The following is a 16,669-nucleotide window of genomic DNA, read 5'->3' as shown; positions in this document are numbered from 1 at the left end:
CGATGAGTCACAGACGAGATCTGGCTGAGGTTCACGCGGCCCTCGACGCCCTCGCTTCGGCGAGCGTCGACGATCCAACAGCGCTGCGCGACCTGCTCGAGGCCGTGATCTTGGTGGGTCACGGACTGGAGCTTGACCAAGCGCTCCAGCGGATCGTCGAAGTGGCCGCTGATGTCCTTGATGCCCGGTACTGCGCGCTCGGTGTGCGCGGCCCGGAATTGAGCCTTCAAGCATTCGTCAACACCGGTATCGAACCGGAAGTTCGGGCGACAATGGGCCAACTGCCCGTCGGCCACGGCGTGCTGGGCGTTCTGCTGCATCACCCGGAAGTCCTTCGGATTCCGAAGCTTTCCGACCATCCGGCCTCGGTGGGTTTCCCGCCCAACCATCCGCCGATGGACACATTCCTCGGTGCGCCGATCATCGTGCGAGACGAGCTCTTCGGCAGCATCTACCTGACTGAAAAGCAAGGGCAGCCAGCGTTTACTGCGCTCGATGAGAAGATCGTTGCCGTGTTGGCGGTCGCCGCGGGGATCGCCGTTGACAATGCGCGAGCTTTCGAACGCGCTCAGGCGCGGCTCCGCTGGATGCAGGTCATCGCCGATCGTGGCTCTGAACCCCTCGCGGGCACCGACCTCACGAGAACGCTGGACGGATTATGCCGCGACATTTCGGCGTTGACCGGTGCCGTCGACGTCATGATCATGTCCGGCAGCGAAGTGGTCGGGCATACCGGATCCGAACCGGACACTGAAGACCTCCTCAATGTCGTCGACCCCGATGGCGAAGTAGCCAGCGGCAGGCTGATCTTGCGTGAATTGGCGGCCGGCTCCCAGAAGTGGCTGCGACGCGGAGCCCGCTGGGTCACCGTCCAACCCTTGCAGGCCGGACAGGGGACCAGTGCCATCGTCCTCACCAACGTCGACCGGCGGTATTGGACCGGCGAAGAAGTCGCCGGGTTGCAAGGGGCGGCGCGAGTTGCGTCGTTGGCGCTGGCCTACGCCGACCAGCAGCAACTGGCACACGACCTGCAACTCCTCGAAGACCGGCACCGGATCGGCCGGGATCTCCACGACCTGGTGATTCAGCGGCTGTTCGCGATCGGAATGTCGTTGCAGACAATGCAGGCCACGCCCGTGCGCGACGAAGCACGCATGGAGCAGGTCATTACCGACCTGGACAGCACCATCGCGCAAATCCGCACGTCGATCTTCGACCTGCAGGGTATGCCGTCGCACGGTGGGGCGGTGACCCTGCGACGCCGCGTGCTCGACGTAGTTGCCGAACTGGCCGCCCATGCGCCGATCATGCCGAGTGTCACGTTCCACGGGCCGGTCGACACCCTCGTGCCCGACGCCCTCGGCCCGCACATCGAAGCGGTTCTGCGGGAAGGGATCTCGAATGCCATTCGACATTCGGGTGCCGAACAGATTGCCGTGCGAATCGTGGCCGACGACGTGGTTGTTGTCGAGATCGCCGACAATGGCCGCGGTATTCCGCCGTTGGCCGAGCACTCCGGGCTGTCGAACTTGAACCGGCGCGCCGACGACTGCGACGGCGTGTTCACGATCGCTAGCTCTGCGGCGACCGGCACCACGCTGACCTGGACCGCGCCGCTGCAGTAGGGCCGTCGGTCTTGCCGAGGTCTACCGGTCTTTCGACCGCAACTCCGTCGCGAGCACTGCCACCTGCGTGCGGCGCTGCATGTCGAGCTTCGACAAGATTCGGGAAACGTAATTCTTAATCGTCTTCTCCGCCAAGAACATTCGATCGGCAATCTGCCGATTCGTCATGCCCTGGCCAATCAACGTGAAGACCTCACGTTCCTGGCCGGTCAGACGAGCGAGGGGATCGGATGGTTCGCCGTCGCGCAGACGCGTCAGAAGCGCCGCCGTACTGCGGTCATCGAGTAGCGATCCGCCAGAGCCGACAGTCCGTACCGCGGCGATCAGATTGTGGCCGAGAATCTGCTTGAGAACAAAACCGGACGCACCGGCGAGCACTGCGGCCAGGAGAGCGTCGTCGTCGGCGTAACTCGTTAGCATCAGACAGCGCACGGACGGCTGTTGACTGCGTACCGACCGGCACAGTTCCACACCGTTGCCGTCGGGTAGTCGTACATCCAGGACCGCGACGTCGGGGGAGGTCGCGGCGATCCCGACCTCGGCTTCGGCGACCGTGGCGGCTTCGCCGACCACTTCCAGATCGCCTGCGGTGCTCAGGAGATCGCGCAAGCCCCGGCGAACCAATTCGTGGTCGTCGACAAGGAAGACGCGATATTTGCGTTGGGGGTCAGCCATGCCACCACGCTACAACAGGCAACTTCGCGACTGGTGGCCCAATCCTAAAGGGACCTTTGCCCCCTGAAAATCCTGGTGGAAACCATGAAGCTGGGAACATGACCACTCTGATTGGAAAACCAATGAGCGGGAGCGACCTGCTCCGCGAACTTCTTCCCGTGTGCGAGACCGAGGTTGAGCGGCACATGAAGATGACCCGCGATTGGAACCCCCACGACTACGTCCCGTGGGACGACGGTCGCAACTTCGCCGCTCTCGGCGGCGTGGATTGGGATCCGGAGCAGTCGCAGCTGTCGGAGACTGCGAAAGCCGCGATGATCACGAACCTGCTGACCGAAGACAACCTGCCGTCATACCACCGGGTCATTGCCGACAACTTCAGTCTCGACGACGCCTGGGGCTACTGGGTGGGCCGCTGGACTGCCGAGGAAATGCGACATTCGATCGTGATGCGCGACTACCTCGTCGTGACGCGCGGGGTTGATCCCGTTGAGCTGGAACAGACCCGTATGGCGCACATGATCGGCGGCTTTAATCCGCTGCCCGAGGACGACGGCATGCGCGATCACAGCTACGACATGCTATTCGCCGTCGCCTACGTCTCGTTCCAGGAACTGGCGACTCGCGTCAGTCACCGCAATACGGGCAAGGCCTGCGGCGACCCGATCGCCGACCGGATGCTGCAGCGTGTCGCCGCCGACGAGAACCTGCACATGCTGTTCTACCGCAACGTGGTCGCTGGCGCGCTCGACCTGGTGCCCGACGAAGCCATGACCGCGATCTATGCGATCGTCGCGAACTTCCAGATGCCCGGCGCAACCATGCCCAACTTCCGCCGCAACGCAGTGCTGATCGCGAAGGGCGGCATCTACGACCTTCCCCAGCACATGACCGAAGTGGTGATGCCGGTGCTGCGCAAGTGGCGCATCTTTGAGCGGACCGACTTTGGTCCGGTCGGCGAGATGTACCGGGAAAAGCTTGCCGATTTCCTTGGCGAAATGGACATTAAGGTCGCTCGTTTCGAGGCATCGCGCGAGCGTGCCCTGGACCGGCAGCGACGACGCGGCGTGCCCGTCTAGCGATACCGGGCCACCGGTAGGCTGGTACCTCATGCAAGCCCATTACCTCGCTGGCCTGGATTTGAGCGGTCGCAAAGTGGTCGTCGTCGGTGGCGGCAGTGTCGCTCAGCGGCGCCTCCCCAACCTGATCGCCTCCGGTGCCGATGTACATGTGATCGCGATCGACCCCACGCCATCGATTGAGTCCGAGGTGGCGGTGACGGTTCACCGTCGGCCATACGCCGACGGTGACCTCGACGGGGCCTGGTATGCGATGGCATGTACCAACGATCCTGAGGTTAACGCCGCGGTGGGCACCGAAGCCGAGTTGAAACGGATCTTCTGCGTCCGTGCTGATGATGGCAAGGCGGGCACAGCCGTCACCCCCGCATCGGGTGTCTACCGCGACTTGCGTTTTGGGGTGCTCGCCAACGGTGACCACCATCGGTCGGCGGCGGTGCGCGCGGCCATCGCCGAGGCTCTCTCCGACGGCACCGTGCTGAAGATCGACAGCGATCGTCACCACGCTGCGGGTGTGGCTTTGGTGGGTGGCGGTCCCGGTGACGCCGACCTCATCACCGTCCGCGGTCGCAAGATGCTTGCCGAGGCCGACGTTGTCGTCGCCGATCGACTCGCCCCGTTGGCACTGCTCGATGAACTCGGACCCCAGGTGGAGATCATCGACGCCGCGAAGGTGCCCTACGGGCGCGCCATGCGGCAAGAAAAGATCAACGAGATCCTCGTCGAACGTGCCAAGGCCGGTAAGTTTGTCGTCCGACTCAAGGGCGGCGACCCGTACGTCTACGGTCGTGGTTTCGAGGAACTGCAGGCGTGCGTGGCCGCGGGCGTACCGGTGACGGTCGTCCCCGGCATCAGTAGTCCCATTGCTGCTCCCGCTTTGGCTGGCATCCCGGTGACGCATCGGAGCGTGACGCATGAGGTTGTCATTGTCTCCGGGCACGTCGCACCGGACCATCCGGACTCGCTGACCAACTGGACGGCGTTGGCGCAGATGCGCGGCACCATCGTGCTGATGATGGCCGTGAAGCGGATCGACGACTTCGCGACGGCACTGCTCGAGGGTGGCAGACCTGCCGATACGCCGGTCGCCTTTATCGAGAATGCCTCGCGCCCCGATCAACGTCTGCTGCGCACAGATCTTGCCCACGCGGCGCAGACCGCAACCGATGAGAAATTGATTGCCCCGGCGATCGCCGTGATCGGCCCCGTGGCGGGGTTCACCGACGCCGAACGAGTGGTGGAGTTTACGCAATGACAGCACGTGTGGCTGCTGGAATCTCCGGGATCTTGCTCCTGTGCGCGGCGATTGGCTCGTGGACCCTGCATCCGGCAATTACTGCCGTCATCGTGGGGTTTGCCGTCGTCGTGATGTCGCTGTGGCAGGTGTATCGCAAGCGCGCGGGAATTGAGCCGCTGCCGTCGACGGTGTGGACAACTTATGTGTGGCCGTTGACCTTCGGTGGTTTGGCAGTGGTCGCGTTGAACGGCTGGATTTACCGCATATCGGCCGACGCGGGTACCGACTCTGGCGAACTGCAGATGATCGTCGGACTCCTCACCGGCGTCGTCGGTATGGCTTCGGCGTACGGCTATGGCCGCATCCAGGCACAGAAGGCGCAACTCGGCGAAGTCGTCGAAGTGAACCTGGCCGACGACAAGAGCAAAGAAGTCGACGACCAACAGTGGTTCTTCCCGCAGTCGAAGTAGCCCCCGCACCCCGCCCCGGCCGTTCTCGCATGATGCGTTGATTCCCGCACTATGTCAGACATAGTGCGGGAATCAACGCATCATGCGAGAACGCCAGGGCGGGCTGGGTCGCTGGGCGGCTGGGTGGATGGGGGCTAGTGCGTGACGACGGTGATTTCGGTGGGGCCCGAGATTTCGATGCGTTGACCGGCGTCGGAGAGGACTGCGGCGACGGTGTTGATGTCGCGCACATTGCGGCGGGTCCGAACTAACTCGGCCGCCACCAAGCCCTTGTAATGCTTATTGAAATGGCTGACGACCTTGCGGGAACCGTCGGGAAACTCCGTGACGACCGTTGCTGTCACCGCCGCGTCGACCGGCCCCAACTTTTGGTAGACGCCAGAGCGTAAGTCGACGACGAAATCGTCGATCGAATCGAGCGCGGGCGACAGGCTCGGCTTCCACAGGGCGCCCAGTGTGCCGAAGCCCGGCAATTTCGATCCGCCCGACAGCCGATACGCCGGGATCAAGTCATTCGCACCGACAACACCGAACAGGGCCGAACCAATCATCAACCGGTCGCCGGCCTTGGTCTTAGTGGCTCGCGTCATGCCCGGGTAGTCGAGGGCGTCGTACAGGACACCCGTGTAGCGGGTGATCGCTGAACGCGTTGGGGCGTCCCACAGATCGGCATTGCGTTGCACTTCGTCGACCGCCGACGCGCCCAACCCCAGTGCCGTCCGAGACGTATCCAGATCGGCGGCCAAGTCGACGATCGCGTCAGCCAACTTTCGGCGAATTGGGTTCAACGACGGCAACACCAACGTGTCAAGGTCGAGGGGTGCGGCTTTGCCGCCGTCAGACTTGGTCTCCGAAGGAGGCAGGATCACGAACACGCGATCACCCTAACGAACCCCGCTGAGGAGCCCACAGTACCGGCCCCCGCACTGCGGCAGAATCCACCCGATTAAGCTGGTCATCGTGATCACACGGATGTCGAACCTCTTCCTGCGTACCCTCCGCGACGACCCCGCCGATGCCGAAGTGCCAAGCCATAAGTTGCTTGTGCGCGCCGGCTACATCCGCCGGGCCGCTCCCGGCGTTTACGAATGGCTCCCGCTGGGACTGAAGGTGCTCCGTGCGGTCGAGAACCTGGTACGCGAAGAGATGGACGCGATGGGCGCTCAGGAAATCCTGCTGCCCGCGCTGCTTCCGCGCGACCCTTATGAGACCACCGGCCGCTGGACCGAGTACGGTCCCTCGCTGTTCCGTGTCAAGGACCGTAAGGGTGCTGACATGATGCTCGGACCCACCCACGAAGAGGTCTTTACCCAGCTTGTGAAGGGTGAGTACAGCTCGTACAAGGATCTCCCCGTCACGCTCTACCAAATCCAGACCAAGTACCGCGACGAAGAACGCCCCCGCGCTGGACTCCTGCGTGGACGCGAATTCGTGATGAAGGACTCGTACTCCTTCGATATGGACGACGCGGGACTGCAAGCTTCCTACGATGCGCACCGCATCACCTACCAGCGGATCTTCGACCGACTCGGCATCGAGTACGTCATTGTCGCCGCGACGTCCGGAGCGATGGGTGGCAGCGCCTCGGAAGAGTTCCTGGCCGTCGCCGAGGTGGGCGAAGACACCTTCGTTCGCAGCACTGAATCGGACTACGCGGCCAACGTTGAAGCCGTCGTCACTCCGGTGCCCGCGGAGATCCCGTTCGACGGACTGCCCGCGGCGGTCGCACACAACACCGGTGACACACCGACCATCGACAGCCTGGTCGCCTGGGCCAACGAAGCACTTGACGGCACCTACACGGCCGCCGACACCCTCAAGAATGTGATGGTGAAGATCCGCAAGCCGGGCGGCGAGTGGGAAATCACCGCCGTCGCGGTCCCCGGTGACCGGGAAGTGGACATGAAGCGACTGGAGGCGTCCGTCGAACCCGCAGAGGTTGAACTCCTCACCGAGGCCGACTTCGCCGCCAACCCCACCCTGGTCAAGGGCTACATCGGGCCCAAAGCCGTGCAGGCCGCCGAATTTGCCTACCTTGCCGACCCCCGCGTGGTCAGCGGTACGTCGTGGATCACCGGTGCCGACAAGCCCGGCGAGCACTACGTCAACCTGGTGTGCGGCCGCGACTTCACACCCGACGGTGTCATCGAGGCCGCGCAGGTGCGCGCCGGCGATCCGTCACCCGACGGGAAGGGTGTCCTCCAGACGGCCAAGGGCATCGAGATTGGCCACATTTTCCAACTGGGCCGCAAGTACACCGATGCCTTCGCCTTCGACGTGCTCGGTGAGAATGGCAAGCCGGTCCGGGTCACGATGGGGTCGTACGGGCTCGGCGTTTCGCGCATGGTCGCGGTCTTGGCCGAGCAGTGCCACGACGACAAGGGCCTGCGCTGGCCGCGCGAGGTTGCCCCGTTCGACGTTCACCTGGTGATCGCAAACAAGGATGAGGCCGCTGTCGCCGGTGCTCAGCAATTGGCCGCCGACCTTGACGCCGCGGGTGTCTCGGTCCTGTTCGACGACCGCAAGGCGTCGCCTGGCGTCAAGTTCAAGGACGCGGAGCTGCTCGGCATGCCAACCGTGGTGGTTGTGGGTCGCGGGTGGGCCGAAGGCACCATCGAGATCCGTGACCGCTTCGCCGGTGAAGCCAATGCGGTGCCGGTCGACGGCGCGATCGATTCGATCATCGCCGCCGTCCGGGGCTAGAAGCCGCGGTTCGCTACTGGCCGGGGAAAGCCTCGGTCAGTGGCGACTGCTTTGCGATACCGCGCCAGTAGGCGGCGCGCAACGCCGAATCGGTGAGGCCGTCGACGGCAATCTGCCGCACGGGGTTGCTGTCGGCCTGCTCGAGCAGCACTCGGTAAGCCTTCTCGCAGTCGGTTTCGGCCGCCAACGCGGCCTGCGCCGCGGTGTTCTGATCGGTCACGTCGACGGGCAGCTTGTAGCCGGCGGCGGCGATCCGCTCCGGCTGACCTTCCTGGACGAGCACGTCGTTAAGTTGATCGCGCCGTACTCGATGTTCGGCGACCTGTTCAGCGACCGCTGCGCGCACGCTGCCGGTCGTGAACGCGGTAATGACGCCGAGCGTGAACACGGCGGCGTTCTCGGCATCGACGGCATTGTTGAGGGCATCGGTTGAAGTCATGCGAGCTGGACTTTCTGCAGGGTCTGGCACGAAGCGCTGATGGAGCCGAGGAGGCCCGCGGTGAAACCGGATGACGTGACGCACGCACGATTGGCGGATCTGGCGGACGCCGCAATGGCGGTCCGCAGCGCCTCGATCGACGCTGTTGGTGCCGGACTGCCGGCTTCGATCTGGTCGGCCGTGGACGAGTCGAGGCGATTAATTTCATCGCGCAACGCCTGCAGATGCTGACCGCGTTGATCGGCGACCGTCTTGAGGGCGTTCACATACTCGGTGATGCGCGGCGATAGTTCGGTCGCGGCACGCTGCTGCGCGAATGCAGCCTGCGCGTGGGGGAGCAACATCTGAGCGTCGAGTTCCCGTTGCGTCGGACCCGTGTTGCAGGCCGTCAACGACCACCCGGCCATCGCTGCGACGCCGATCACGGCACCGCCGCGCAACACCGCGCGACGGGAAAACCCGGAATCGATAGACCCCGTTCTGGAATTTGCGGAGGCCGCGGGGTGATTGCTGGCAGGGACGTCACGGGCAAGGAGGTGCACGGGGGCGGGGGTCACAAGGTGAGATTCTGCCAGCCCGCCGATCGACTACACTCAAAGCCCGGCCCGGCGCGCGTCGGAGCGATTCATTTTTACGACAACAGGAGGACCGCGGCATGGCAGGCGAAGCCCTGACCGGAAAGCTCGGCGATCTTGTGACGCCGGTGGTTGCCCAGCTCGGATTCGATCTCGAAGAGCTCGCCGTACTGACGCCCCCGGGACGGCGGGATGTGCGCATCATCGTCGACCGTGACGGTGGCAGCACCCTCGATGCGCTCGCTGAAGTCAGTCGCGAACTCGAGACGGTGATCGAGGCCTCGGGCCTCCTCGGCGACTCGCCGTATGATCTAGAACTCACCACGCCCGGCATTGGCCGTCCGTTGACACTGCCCCGCCACTGGCGTCGAAACCAGGGTCGCAAGGTTCATGTCGAGTATTCGCTCGACGGCGTCGACAAGAGTGGCGAGGCGCGCATCGGTGTCAGCGACGACAATCAAGTGACATTGGTGTTGGTCGACAAGAGCCGCATCAGTACCGTTGACGTGCCGTACACCAACATCACGAAGGCCGTCGGCGATGTGGACTTCACCAAACCCGGCGAAGCCGCGCTGCGGGCCTGCGGACTCGACGACGATGAGATCACTCGCCGTCGTCAATCTCCGCAAAACGCCGCGATCGACTAGTGCTTTCACTATTGCCGCACCACCAACAATTCAATCCGACAAGCGAATAGGAGTCGCCACCATGCAAATTGATATCAGCGCGCTCAGACTCATCGAAACCGACAAGGGCGTTCCCGCCGAGACTGTTCTCTCCGCGATCGAGTCGGCTCTGTTGACCGCCTACCGCCACACCGACGAGGCCGCCACCCACGCGCGTATCGACATCGACCGCAAGTCCGGCAAGGTCCGCGTGATGGGTCAGGAACTCGACGAAGACCGCAACGTGGTTCACGAGTGGGACGACACCCCCGAAGGGTTCGGTCGGATCGCCGCGACCACCGCGCGTCAAGTGATCTTGCAGCGTCTGCGGGACGCCGAAAACGAGAAGTCGTACGGCGAGCTCATCGCCCACGAAGGCGAAGTTGTTGGCGGCGTGGTGCAGGCCGACGCGCGGGCTAACGCTCGGGGCATGGTCATCGTCCAGATCGGTAGCGAGTCCAACTCCGCCGAGGGTGTTATCCCGCAGGCCGAGCAGGTACCGACCGAAACGTACAAGCATGGCGACCGCATCAAGTGTTATGTGGTTGGTGTTGTCCGCGGACCGCGTGGGCCCCAGATCACCCTGTCTCGGACACACCCCAATCTGGTTCGCAAGCTGTTCTCCCTTGAGGTGCCCGAGATTGCGGACGGTTCGGTCGATATCGTTGCCGTCGCCCGCGAGGCTGGCCATCGTTCCAAGATTGCCGTCCACACCGACGTTGCCGGGCTCAACGCCAAGGGGGCCTGCATTGGTCCCATGGGTCAGCGTGTTCGTAACGTGATGAGCGAACTGTCCGGCGAGAAGATCGACATCATTGACTTCGCCGCAGAACCGACCGAGTTTGTCGGGAATGCGCTTTCGCCAGCCAAGGTGATCTCGGTAACGGTCATGGATGAAGAGACCAAGGCCGCCCGGGTTATCGTGCCGGACTACCAGCTGTCGCTGGCCATCGGCAAGGAGGGCCAGAATGCCCGCCTGGCGGCCAGGCTCACCGGGTGGCGTATTGACATCCGGTCGGACGCTGGTGACGGCGGCCCGCGCGAAGCGAGCGCTGAGGATAGCGAAGGCGCCGGCGGTGCAGACGGTGATGGGGGCGACGTTCGCGGTGGCACCGATGAGCCCGGCGATACGCTAAACTGACCTGTGGCCCTTCGAACGTCGACACCTCCGATGCGCACCTGCATCGGGTGTCGCCAACGTGAACGAGCATCAGTGCTGGTCAGGTTGGTGGCGCTGCGTGGTATTGCAGATACCGCGCAGGTGACGATCGATGAACGGGGGAGACTGCCGGGCCGGGGCGCCTGGCTGCACCGTGACGAACGATGTTTGTCACTCGCGGTGCGGCGCAACGCTTTCGGAACGGCGCTACGGGATCGCGGCGTCGCCGTGAAACCCACCGATCTCGCCGAGCAACTTGGCGCGATCACGAGTGAGGGCTCCTAAATGGAGTCAGAACAGGTAGCAGATGACATGAGCACACCGTGAAGTCTCCACGATGAGCACGTTTACTGAATAAACCGAGGTCGCGCGGATCGCCCGCTCGACCTCCAAGTGAGGAGAGCAGTGGCAGGCAAGGCCCGCGTCCACGAACTAGCCAAGGAATTGGGGATCGCCAGCAAGGTTGTGCTGGAACGACTCAAGGAACAGGGCGAGTTCGTCAAGTCCGCATCGTCAACCGTTGAGGCCCCCGTGGCCCGACGGTTGCGTGAATCTTTTGAATCCGCCGGTGGTCCTGCCGCTGGCGAAGCCGCACCCGCTAAGGCTGCGGCGAAGCCGGGTGCCAAGCCCGGTCCCCGTCCCGGTCCCAAGGCCGCCAAGCCGGAGCCTGCCGCTCCCGCTGAAGCAGCCAAACCAGCTAGCTCCGGTGGTCCCAAGCCCGGCGCTCGGCCCGGACCCAAGCCGGCACCCAAGGCTCCGGAAGCCCCGGTTGTCGCCGAGGCACCCGCACCTGCGGAGACACCGACTCCGGCTCCGGCCGAAAAGCCTGCTGCCCCGGCAGCGGCCGCCGAGACCGCAGCACCGGCCGAATCGGCAGCGCCCGGCCCGCGTCCGGGTCCGCGTCCCGGCCCGCGCGCACCGCGTGTCGCCAACAACCCGTATTCCTCGGCTCCCGCTCCGCGCCCCACGGGCCCGCGTCCGGGTGCCGCTGGTCCTCGCCCCGGCGGTCGACCAGGTCAGGGCGGTCCTCGCCCCGGCGGTGCCAGTGGACCTCGTCCTTCCGGTCAGGGCTCACGGCCCGGTCCCGGTGCCGGTGGCCCTCGTCCCGGTGGTGCGGGCGGTCCCCGTCCCAACCCGGGTAGCATGCCCCCGCGCCCGAGTCCCGGCGCGATGCCGCAGCGTGCGGCCCGCCCTGACGCCCGTCCGGGTGGTCGCGGCGGAGGCGGCGGCCGCAATGGCGGCGGTGCCGGTGGCGGCTTCCGTCCCGGTGGCGGCGGAGCTGGCGGCGGCGGCGCAGCGCCCGGTGGCGGCTTCCGCGGACGCCCAGGTGGCGGCGGCGGCGGTCGTGGACGCGGTGGCACAGCAGGTGCCTTCGGTCGTCCCGGCGGCGCACCTCGACGCGGTCGCAAGTCGAAGCGTCAGAAGCGTCAAGAGTACGACTCGATGCAGGCGCCGAGCGTCGGTGGCATTCGGTTGCCGCACGGCGGCGGCGAGACTATCCGTCTCGCTCGCGGTGCCTCGCTGTCGGACTTCGCTGACAAGATCAACGCCAACCCGGCCTCGCTGGTCCAGGCGCTGTTCAACCTCGGCGAAATGGTCACCGCAACCGAGTCCGTCAACGACGAGACGCTGGAGCTGCTTGGCTCGGAGATGAACTACGTCGTCCAGGTCGTCAGCCCCGAAGACGAAGACCGTGAGCTTCTTGAAAGCTTCGACCTTTCGTACGGTGAAGACGACGGCGGCGATGACGACCTCCAGCAGCGTCCTCCGGTGGTCACCGTCATGGGTCACGTCGACCACGGCAAGACTCGACTTCTCGACACGATCCGTAAGGAAAATGTCGGCGAGGGCGAAGCTGGCGGCATCACCCAGCACATCGGTGCCTACCAGGTGCTGACGCACCTCAACGACCAAGACCGACTCATCACCTTCATCGACACCCCCGGTCACGAGGCGTTTACCGCCATGCGTGCCCGCGGTGCGAAGGCCACCGACATCGCGATCCTCGTGGTCGCGGCCGACGACGGCGTTATGCCGCAGACGGTGGAAGCGGTCAACCACGCGCAAGCGGCCGACGTGCCGATTGTGGTGGCGGTCAACAAGATCGATAAGGAAGGCGCCGATCCGGCCAAGATCCGCGGACAGCTAACCGAATACGGTCTGGTGCCCGAGGAATACGGCGGCGACACGATGTTCGTCGATATCTCGGCAAAGAAGGGCGAGAATATCGATTCGCTCCTCGAAGCCGTCCTGCTGACCGCCGATGCATCGCTCGACCTTCGTGCGAACCCGGACATGGACGCCCAGGGTGTTGCCATTGAGGCACACCTTGACCGCGGTCGTGGCCCGGTCGCCACCGTCCTCATCCAGCGCGGTACTTTGCGCGTCGGCGACTCCATCGTCGCGGGTGACGCCTACGGTCGCGTGCGACGGATGGTCGACGAGCACGGTGACGATGTCACCGAGGCATTGCCGTCGCGTCCGGTCCAGGTGATTGGTTTCACCTCGGTCCCGGGTGCAGGCGACAACCTGCTGGTCGTCGAAGAAGACCGCATCGCACGGCAGATTGCCGACCGCCGCAATGCGCGCAAGCGCAACGCGCTGGCCGCACGCAGCCGTAAGCGGATCAGCCTCGAGGATCTGGATTCGGCACTGCGCGAAACCAGCCAGTTGAACCTGATCTTGAAGGGTGACAACTCGGGTACCGTCGAGGCGCTCGAAGAGGCACTCCTTCAGATCGAGATCGACGATGAGGTGTCGTTGCGCGTGATTGACCGCGGCGTCGGTGGTATCACCGAAACCAACGTCAACCTGGCAGCGGCCTCGGACGCCATCATCATCGGCTTCAATGTCCGTGCGGAAGGTAAAGCCACCGAGCTTGCTAACCGTGAGGGCGTCGAGATTCGCTACTACTCGATCATCTACAAGGCGATCGAAGAGATCGAAGCAGCGCTCAAGGGCATGCTCAAGCCGATCTACGAAGAGTCGGAACTGGGCCGCGCCGAGATCCGCGCGATCTTCAAGTCGTCGAAGGTCGGCAACATCGCCGGTTGTTTGGTTCAGTCGGGCATTATGCGTCGCAACGCAAAGGCTCGCCTGCTCCGCGACAACGCCGTCGTCGCCGAGAATGTCACGATCAGCTCATTGAAGCGTGAGAAGGATGACGCCACTGAGGTCCGCGAGGGCTACGAGTGCGGTCTGACGCTCACCTACAACGACATCAAGGTCGGCGACGTCATCGAGGCGTACGAGATGATCGAGAAGGCACGGGACTAGTCATGGCAGATCCTGCACGGGCCGCGCGGCTCGCGAAACGGATCACCACCATCGTCGCTTCGGCGATCGGTGGCGAGATTAAGGATCCGCGTCTTGCTCACGTGACGATCACAGATTGTCGGGTTACCGGTGATCTGCACGATGCCACGGTGTTTTACACGGTGATGGGGGACTCAGTGGAGTCCGAACCCGATGTGGCGGAAGCGGCGGCCGGACTGGCCGCCGCGACCGGCGCGCTCCGCAGCAAAGTTGGTGCGGGGACCGGTGTTCGGTTTACTCCGACCCTGCGGTTCGAACTCGACATGGTTCCCGATGCCACTCGGGCCATGGACGAACTCTTGGCTCGAGCGAAAGCTCAGGATGAGTTGGTCGCCCAGGCGGCGCGCGATGCGCGTCCGGCTGGCGAGGAAGATCCGTATAAGCACGATGACCCTTCTGACGAGGAAGAGGACACCGTCGGGTGAATCCCGCGTCGACTGAGACAGTGGCCGCCGTGCTGACTGCTGCGGATTCCGTAGCGATCATCAGTCACGTGCGGCCCGACGCCGACACCATCGGCAGCGCTCTCGGATTGGGCCAAGCGCTCTCGGGGCTGGGGAAACGCGTGTACTGCGCGTTCTCCGGTCCCGAGGCGCTGCCCGGTCCGCTTCAGCGGCTGCCGGGTGTCGAGTTCATGGTCGCTGCCGGCGAGGTACCCGCGACTGATGTCACGGTCGCCGTGGATGCGGCGACGATTGATCGCCTCGGAGATCTGGTGGAGACGTTCCGCGCTGGTCCCCACTCGATTTGCATTGACCACCACGTCTCCAACGGTGGTTTTGCCGACCTGGATCTTATTGATCCGGAGTCTGATTGCACGGCGTCGATCGTGCTGGAACTTGTTGATGCGCTTGGCAGCGAGCTCACTGCAGACATTGCGACCTGCCTGTATGCGGGCCTCGTCACCGATACTGGGTCGTTCAAGTGGGCGCGTCCGGCGTCGTTCGCTGTGGCCGCACGGCTGCTTGAAGCGGGCGTCGACGGTGCCCGCTGGAGTCGCGAACTGCTTGATTCTCACCCGTATTCGTGGCTGCAGATGGTTTCCGAAGTTCTCGGTGCCTCGGTGTTGCGGAGCGATGTGCTTGACGGGCGCGGTCTCGTCTACGGCATTGTGAACGCCGAGCAGATGTCGGGAATGAACTGGGACGAATCTGAAAGCGTCATCGATATTCTGCGCACCGCGAACGAAGCCGAAATGGCAGCGGTCTTCAAAGAAGTCGAGGCGGGATCGTGGACGGTTTCGCTTCGCAGCAAGACCGACGTGAACGTCATGCCGATAGCCCGCAGGTTGGGCGGCGGCGGACATGTGCGCGCCTCTGGTTACAGTGATTCCGGTAGCGCCGAGGACGTTGTGGCGCACCTGCTTGCCGCCATCGAAGCCTGAGTCGGCGGTTTCCGCGACACCATGCTGAGACTGGCAGGTTCCGCTCTGGTCGTCCTGGTCGCGGCGCCGCTATACCTGATGCTCGACCTTGCCGTAGTTGGGCGACTCGGTGCGACCGAACTTGCCGCGCTTTCGGTGTCGACGCTGGTCCTGGCTGTGGTCAGTACCCAGCTCACCTTTCTTTCTTATGGCACCACAGCTCGCTCAGCGCGTGCTTTTGGGGCCGGTGACCGCGACCGCGCTGTCGCCGAAGGCGTCCAAGCGAGTTGGATTGCGGTCGGGGTTGGCGCCGCGATTGTCGCCGTTGTTTACACGTTGGCGCCGTGGATTACCGGTGCGCTGGTGCCCGACGCCGTGGTTGCTTCCGACGCTGCGCACTGGCTTCGAATCGCCGTGTTCGGGGTCCCGCTGATTCTGCTCGCCATGGCGGGCAACGGATGGATGCGCGGAGTTCAAGACACTCGTCGGCCGGTCTACTTTGTGGTTGGGGGACTGGCCGTTGCCGCAGTGCTGTGCGTGGGTTTGGTTCACGGTGTTGGTGGACTGCCACGGCTGGGGCTGAACGGGAGCGCTTGGGCCAACCTCATCGGGCAGTCGTTGACGGGTTTGGCATTTGTGGTGCGTCTCGCCACTGAAGCGCGAGGCAAGTTGGCGCTGGACTGGCCGGTGATCCGCGCGCAGTTGGTGATGGCTCGAGACCTCATCTTGCGGAGCTTGTCATTCCAGATTTGCTTTGTGTCGGCTGCGGCGGTCGCCGCCCGATTTGGGGTAGCGCAGGTAGCTGCGCACCAGGTGGTCCTTCAACTGTGGGAGTTCACGTCCCTGCTACTCGATTCATTGGCGATCGCCGCCCAGCAACTCGTCGGAGCGGCGCTGGGAGCTAAGGCTTTTCGGGGCGCTCAAGATGCCGCAAAACGGGCGACGGTGGTCTCCCTGGCGCTGTCGATTGGGCTAGCCGCAGTATTGGCGGCGACCGTGAACCTCATTCCGCGGATCTTCACGTCCGACCCGGCGATCCTCGAGGCAATGCGGACTCCGTGGTGGTTCTTCGTCGTCATGCTTCCGATCGCCGGTGTCGTTTTTGCCCTCGACGGCGTGCTCCTCGGTAGTGGCGACGCAGCCTTTCTGCGCACCGCCACCCTGGCTGGCGCACTCGGTGTCTTTCTCCCCATGATCTGGCTGTCTTTGGTGTTCAACTGGGGCCTCGCTGGCATCTGGGCCGGCCTGTTGGGATTCATGATTGCCCGACTTGCAGCCGTCGTCTGGCGAGTGCGCAGCGGTGCTTGGGTGAAGTAACTGGGGTTTCGCCCCGCTGTGCGAGCAGGCGAGGGACGACCTCCGGT

Annotated in this window: 16 protein-coding genes; 12 read left to right on the top strand and 4 right to left on the bottom strand. The window is 64.3% G+C overall.

Going from position 1 to position 16,669, the window contains the following annotated elements; genetic code table 11:
- The first annotated feature begins 2 nt into the window (after positions 1–2).
- The gene (locus AC1L34_RS06425; protein WP_424295252.1) at positions 3–1,625 is read left to right on the top strand and encodes a GAF domain-containing sensor histidine kinase; all 1,623 of its coding nucleotides are present in this window, start codon (positions 3–5) and stop codon (positions 1,623–1,625) included.
- A 21-nt stretch (positions 1,626–1,646) separates the two neighbouring features.
- Here AC1L34_RS06425 and AC1L34_RS06420 read toward each other — a convergent pair whose 3' ends face one another.
- Complete coding sequence (locus AC1L34_RS06420) at positions 1,647–2,300, bottom strand: response regulator transcription factor (protein WP_424322871.1); 654 nt, start codon at positions 2,298–2,300, stop codon at positions 1,647–1,649.
- Between the two features lie 98 nt (positions 2,301–2,398).
- Here AC1L34_RS06420 and AC1L34_RS06415 point away from each other — a divergent pair, with 98 nt between their 5' ends.
- From AC1L34_RS06415 to AC1L34_RS06405, 3 genes are read left to right on the top strand one after another with little or no spacing between them, the layout of a single operon-like run.
- A complete protein-coding gene (locus tag AC1L34_RS06415; protein ID WP_424295293.1) occupies positions 2,399–3,379 on the top strand; it encodes an acyl-ACP desaturase in 981 nt (326 codons plus the stop codon).
- Between the two features lie 31 nt (positions 3,380–3,410).
- Entirely contained in the window at positions 3,411–4,634 is a 1,224-nt protein-coding gene (gene cobA / locus AC1L34_RS06410) for a uroporphyrinogen-III C-methyltransferase (RefSeq protein WP_424295295.1), read from the top strand.
- On the top strand, positions 4,631–5,086 hold the full coding sequence (locus AC1L34_RS06405; protein WP_424295296.1) for a hypothetical protein: 456 nt from the start codon (positions 4,631–4,633) through the stop codon (positions 5,084–5,086). Before cobA ends, AC1L34_RS06405 begins: the two co-directional genes overlap by 4 nt.
- Positions 5,087–5,220: 134 nt before the next feature.
- Here AC1L34_RS06405 and yaaA read toward each other — a convergent pair whose 3' ends face one another.
- Positions 5,221–5,961, bottom strand: coding sequence for a peroxide stress protein YaaA (gene yaaA / locus AC1L34_RS06400; RefSeq protein ID WP_424293124.1), 741 nt, complete (start codon positions 5,959–5,961; stop codon positions 5,221–5,223).
- A 97-nt stretch (positions 5,962–6,058) separates the two neighbouring features.
- Between yaaA and AC1L34_RS06395 the strand changes: the two genes are divergently transcribed.
- On the top strand, positions 6,059–7,789 hold the full coding sequence (locus tag AC1L34_RS06395) for a proline--tRNA ligase (protein ID WP_424293133.1): 1,731 nt from the start codon (positions 6,059–6,061) through the stop codon (positions 7,787–7,789).
- A gap of 13 nt (positions 7,790–7,802) precedes the next feature.
- Here AC1L34_RS06395 and AC1L34_RS06390 read toward each other — a convergent pair whose 3' ends face one another.
- Complete coding sequence (locus tag AC1L34_RS06390; RefSeq protein ID WP_424293125.1) at positions 7,803–8,228, bottom strand: ferritin-like domain-containing protein; 426 nt, start codon at positions 8,226–8,228, stop codon at positions 7,803–7,805.
- Positions 8,225–8,671 carry a hypothetical protein gene (locus AC1L34_RS06385; RefSeq protein WP_480035194.1) on the bottom strand — a complete coding sequence of 149 codons (447 nt, stop codon included), beginning with the start codon at positions 8,669–8,671 and terminating at the stop codon, positions 8,225–8,227. Before AC1L34_RS06385 ends, AC1L34_RS06390 begins: the two co-directional genes overlap by 4 nt.
- 212 nt (positions 8,672–8,883) lie before the next feature.
- On the opposite strand from AC1L34_RS06385, the gene AC1L34_RS06380 reads away from it, so the two are divergent.
- The 7 genes from AC1L34_RS06380 to AC1L34_RS06350 all read left to right on the top strand — a co-directional run bounded on the left by AC1L34_RS06380 (position 8,884) and on the right by AC1L34_RS06350 (position 16,622).
- Positions 8,884–9,450, top strand: coding sequence for a ribosome maturation factor RimP (locus AC1L34_RS06380; RefSeq protein ID WP_424293129.1), 567 nt, complete (start codon positions 8,884–8,886; stop codon positions 9,448–9,450).
- Positions 9,451–9,511: 61 nt separating this feature from the next.
- The gene (gene nusA / locus AC1L34_RS06375) at positions 9,512–10,609 is read left to right on the top strand and encodes a transcription termination factor NusA (RefSeq protein ID WP_424293130.1); all 1,098 of its coding nucleotides are present in this window, start codon (positions 9,512–9,514) and stop codon (positions 10,607–10,609) included.
- A gap of 30 nt (positions 10,610–10,639) precedes the next feature.
- Entirely contained in the window at positions 10,640–10,912 is a 273-nt protein-coding gene (locus AC1L34_RS06370) for a YlxR family protein (RefSeq protein ID WP_424293131.1), read from the top strand.
- 120 nt (positions 10,913–11,032) lie between these two features.
- A complete protein-coding gene (gene infB / locus AC1L34_RS06365) occupies positions 11,033–13,903 on the top strand; it encodes a translation initiation factor IF-2 (protein WP_480035193.1) in 2,871 nt (956 codons plus the stop codon).
- Between the two features lie 2 nt (positions 13,904–13,905).
- Positions 13,906–14,367 carry a 30S ribosome-binding factor RbfA gene (rbfA, locus tag AC1L34_RS06360; protein ID WP_424293228.1) on the top strand — a complete coding sequence of 154 codons (462 nt, stop codon included), beginning with the start codon at positions 13,906–13,908 and terminating at the stop codon, positions 14,365–14,367.
- Entirely contained in the window at positions 14,364–15,326 is a 963-nt protein-coding gene (locus AC1L34_RS06355) for a DHH family phosphoesterase (protein WP_424293227.1), read from the top strand. Before rbfA ends, AC1L34_RS06355 begins: the two co-directional genes overlap by 4 nt.
- Positions 15,327–15,347: 21 nt before the next feature.
- Positions 15,348–16,622: an MATE family efflux transporter gene (locus AC1L34_RS06350; RefSeq protein ID WP_424293226.1), complete on the top strand. Its 1,275-nt coding sequence runs from the start codon at positions 15,348–15,350 to the stop codon at positions 16,620–16,622.
- Positions 16,623–16,669: the final 47 nt, after the last annotated feature.

Source organism: Gordonia sp. 34D, from assembly GCF_056682775.1.
The sequence above is the reverse complement of the archived record's forward strand: the minus strand, read 5'-3'. Positions and strand labels throughout refer to the sequence as shown.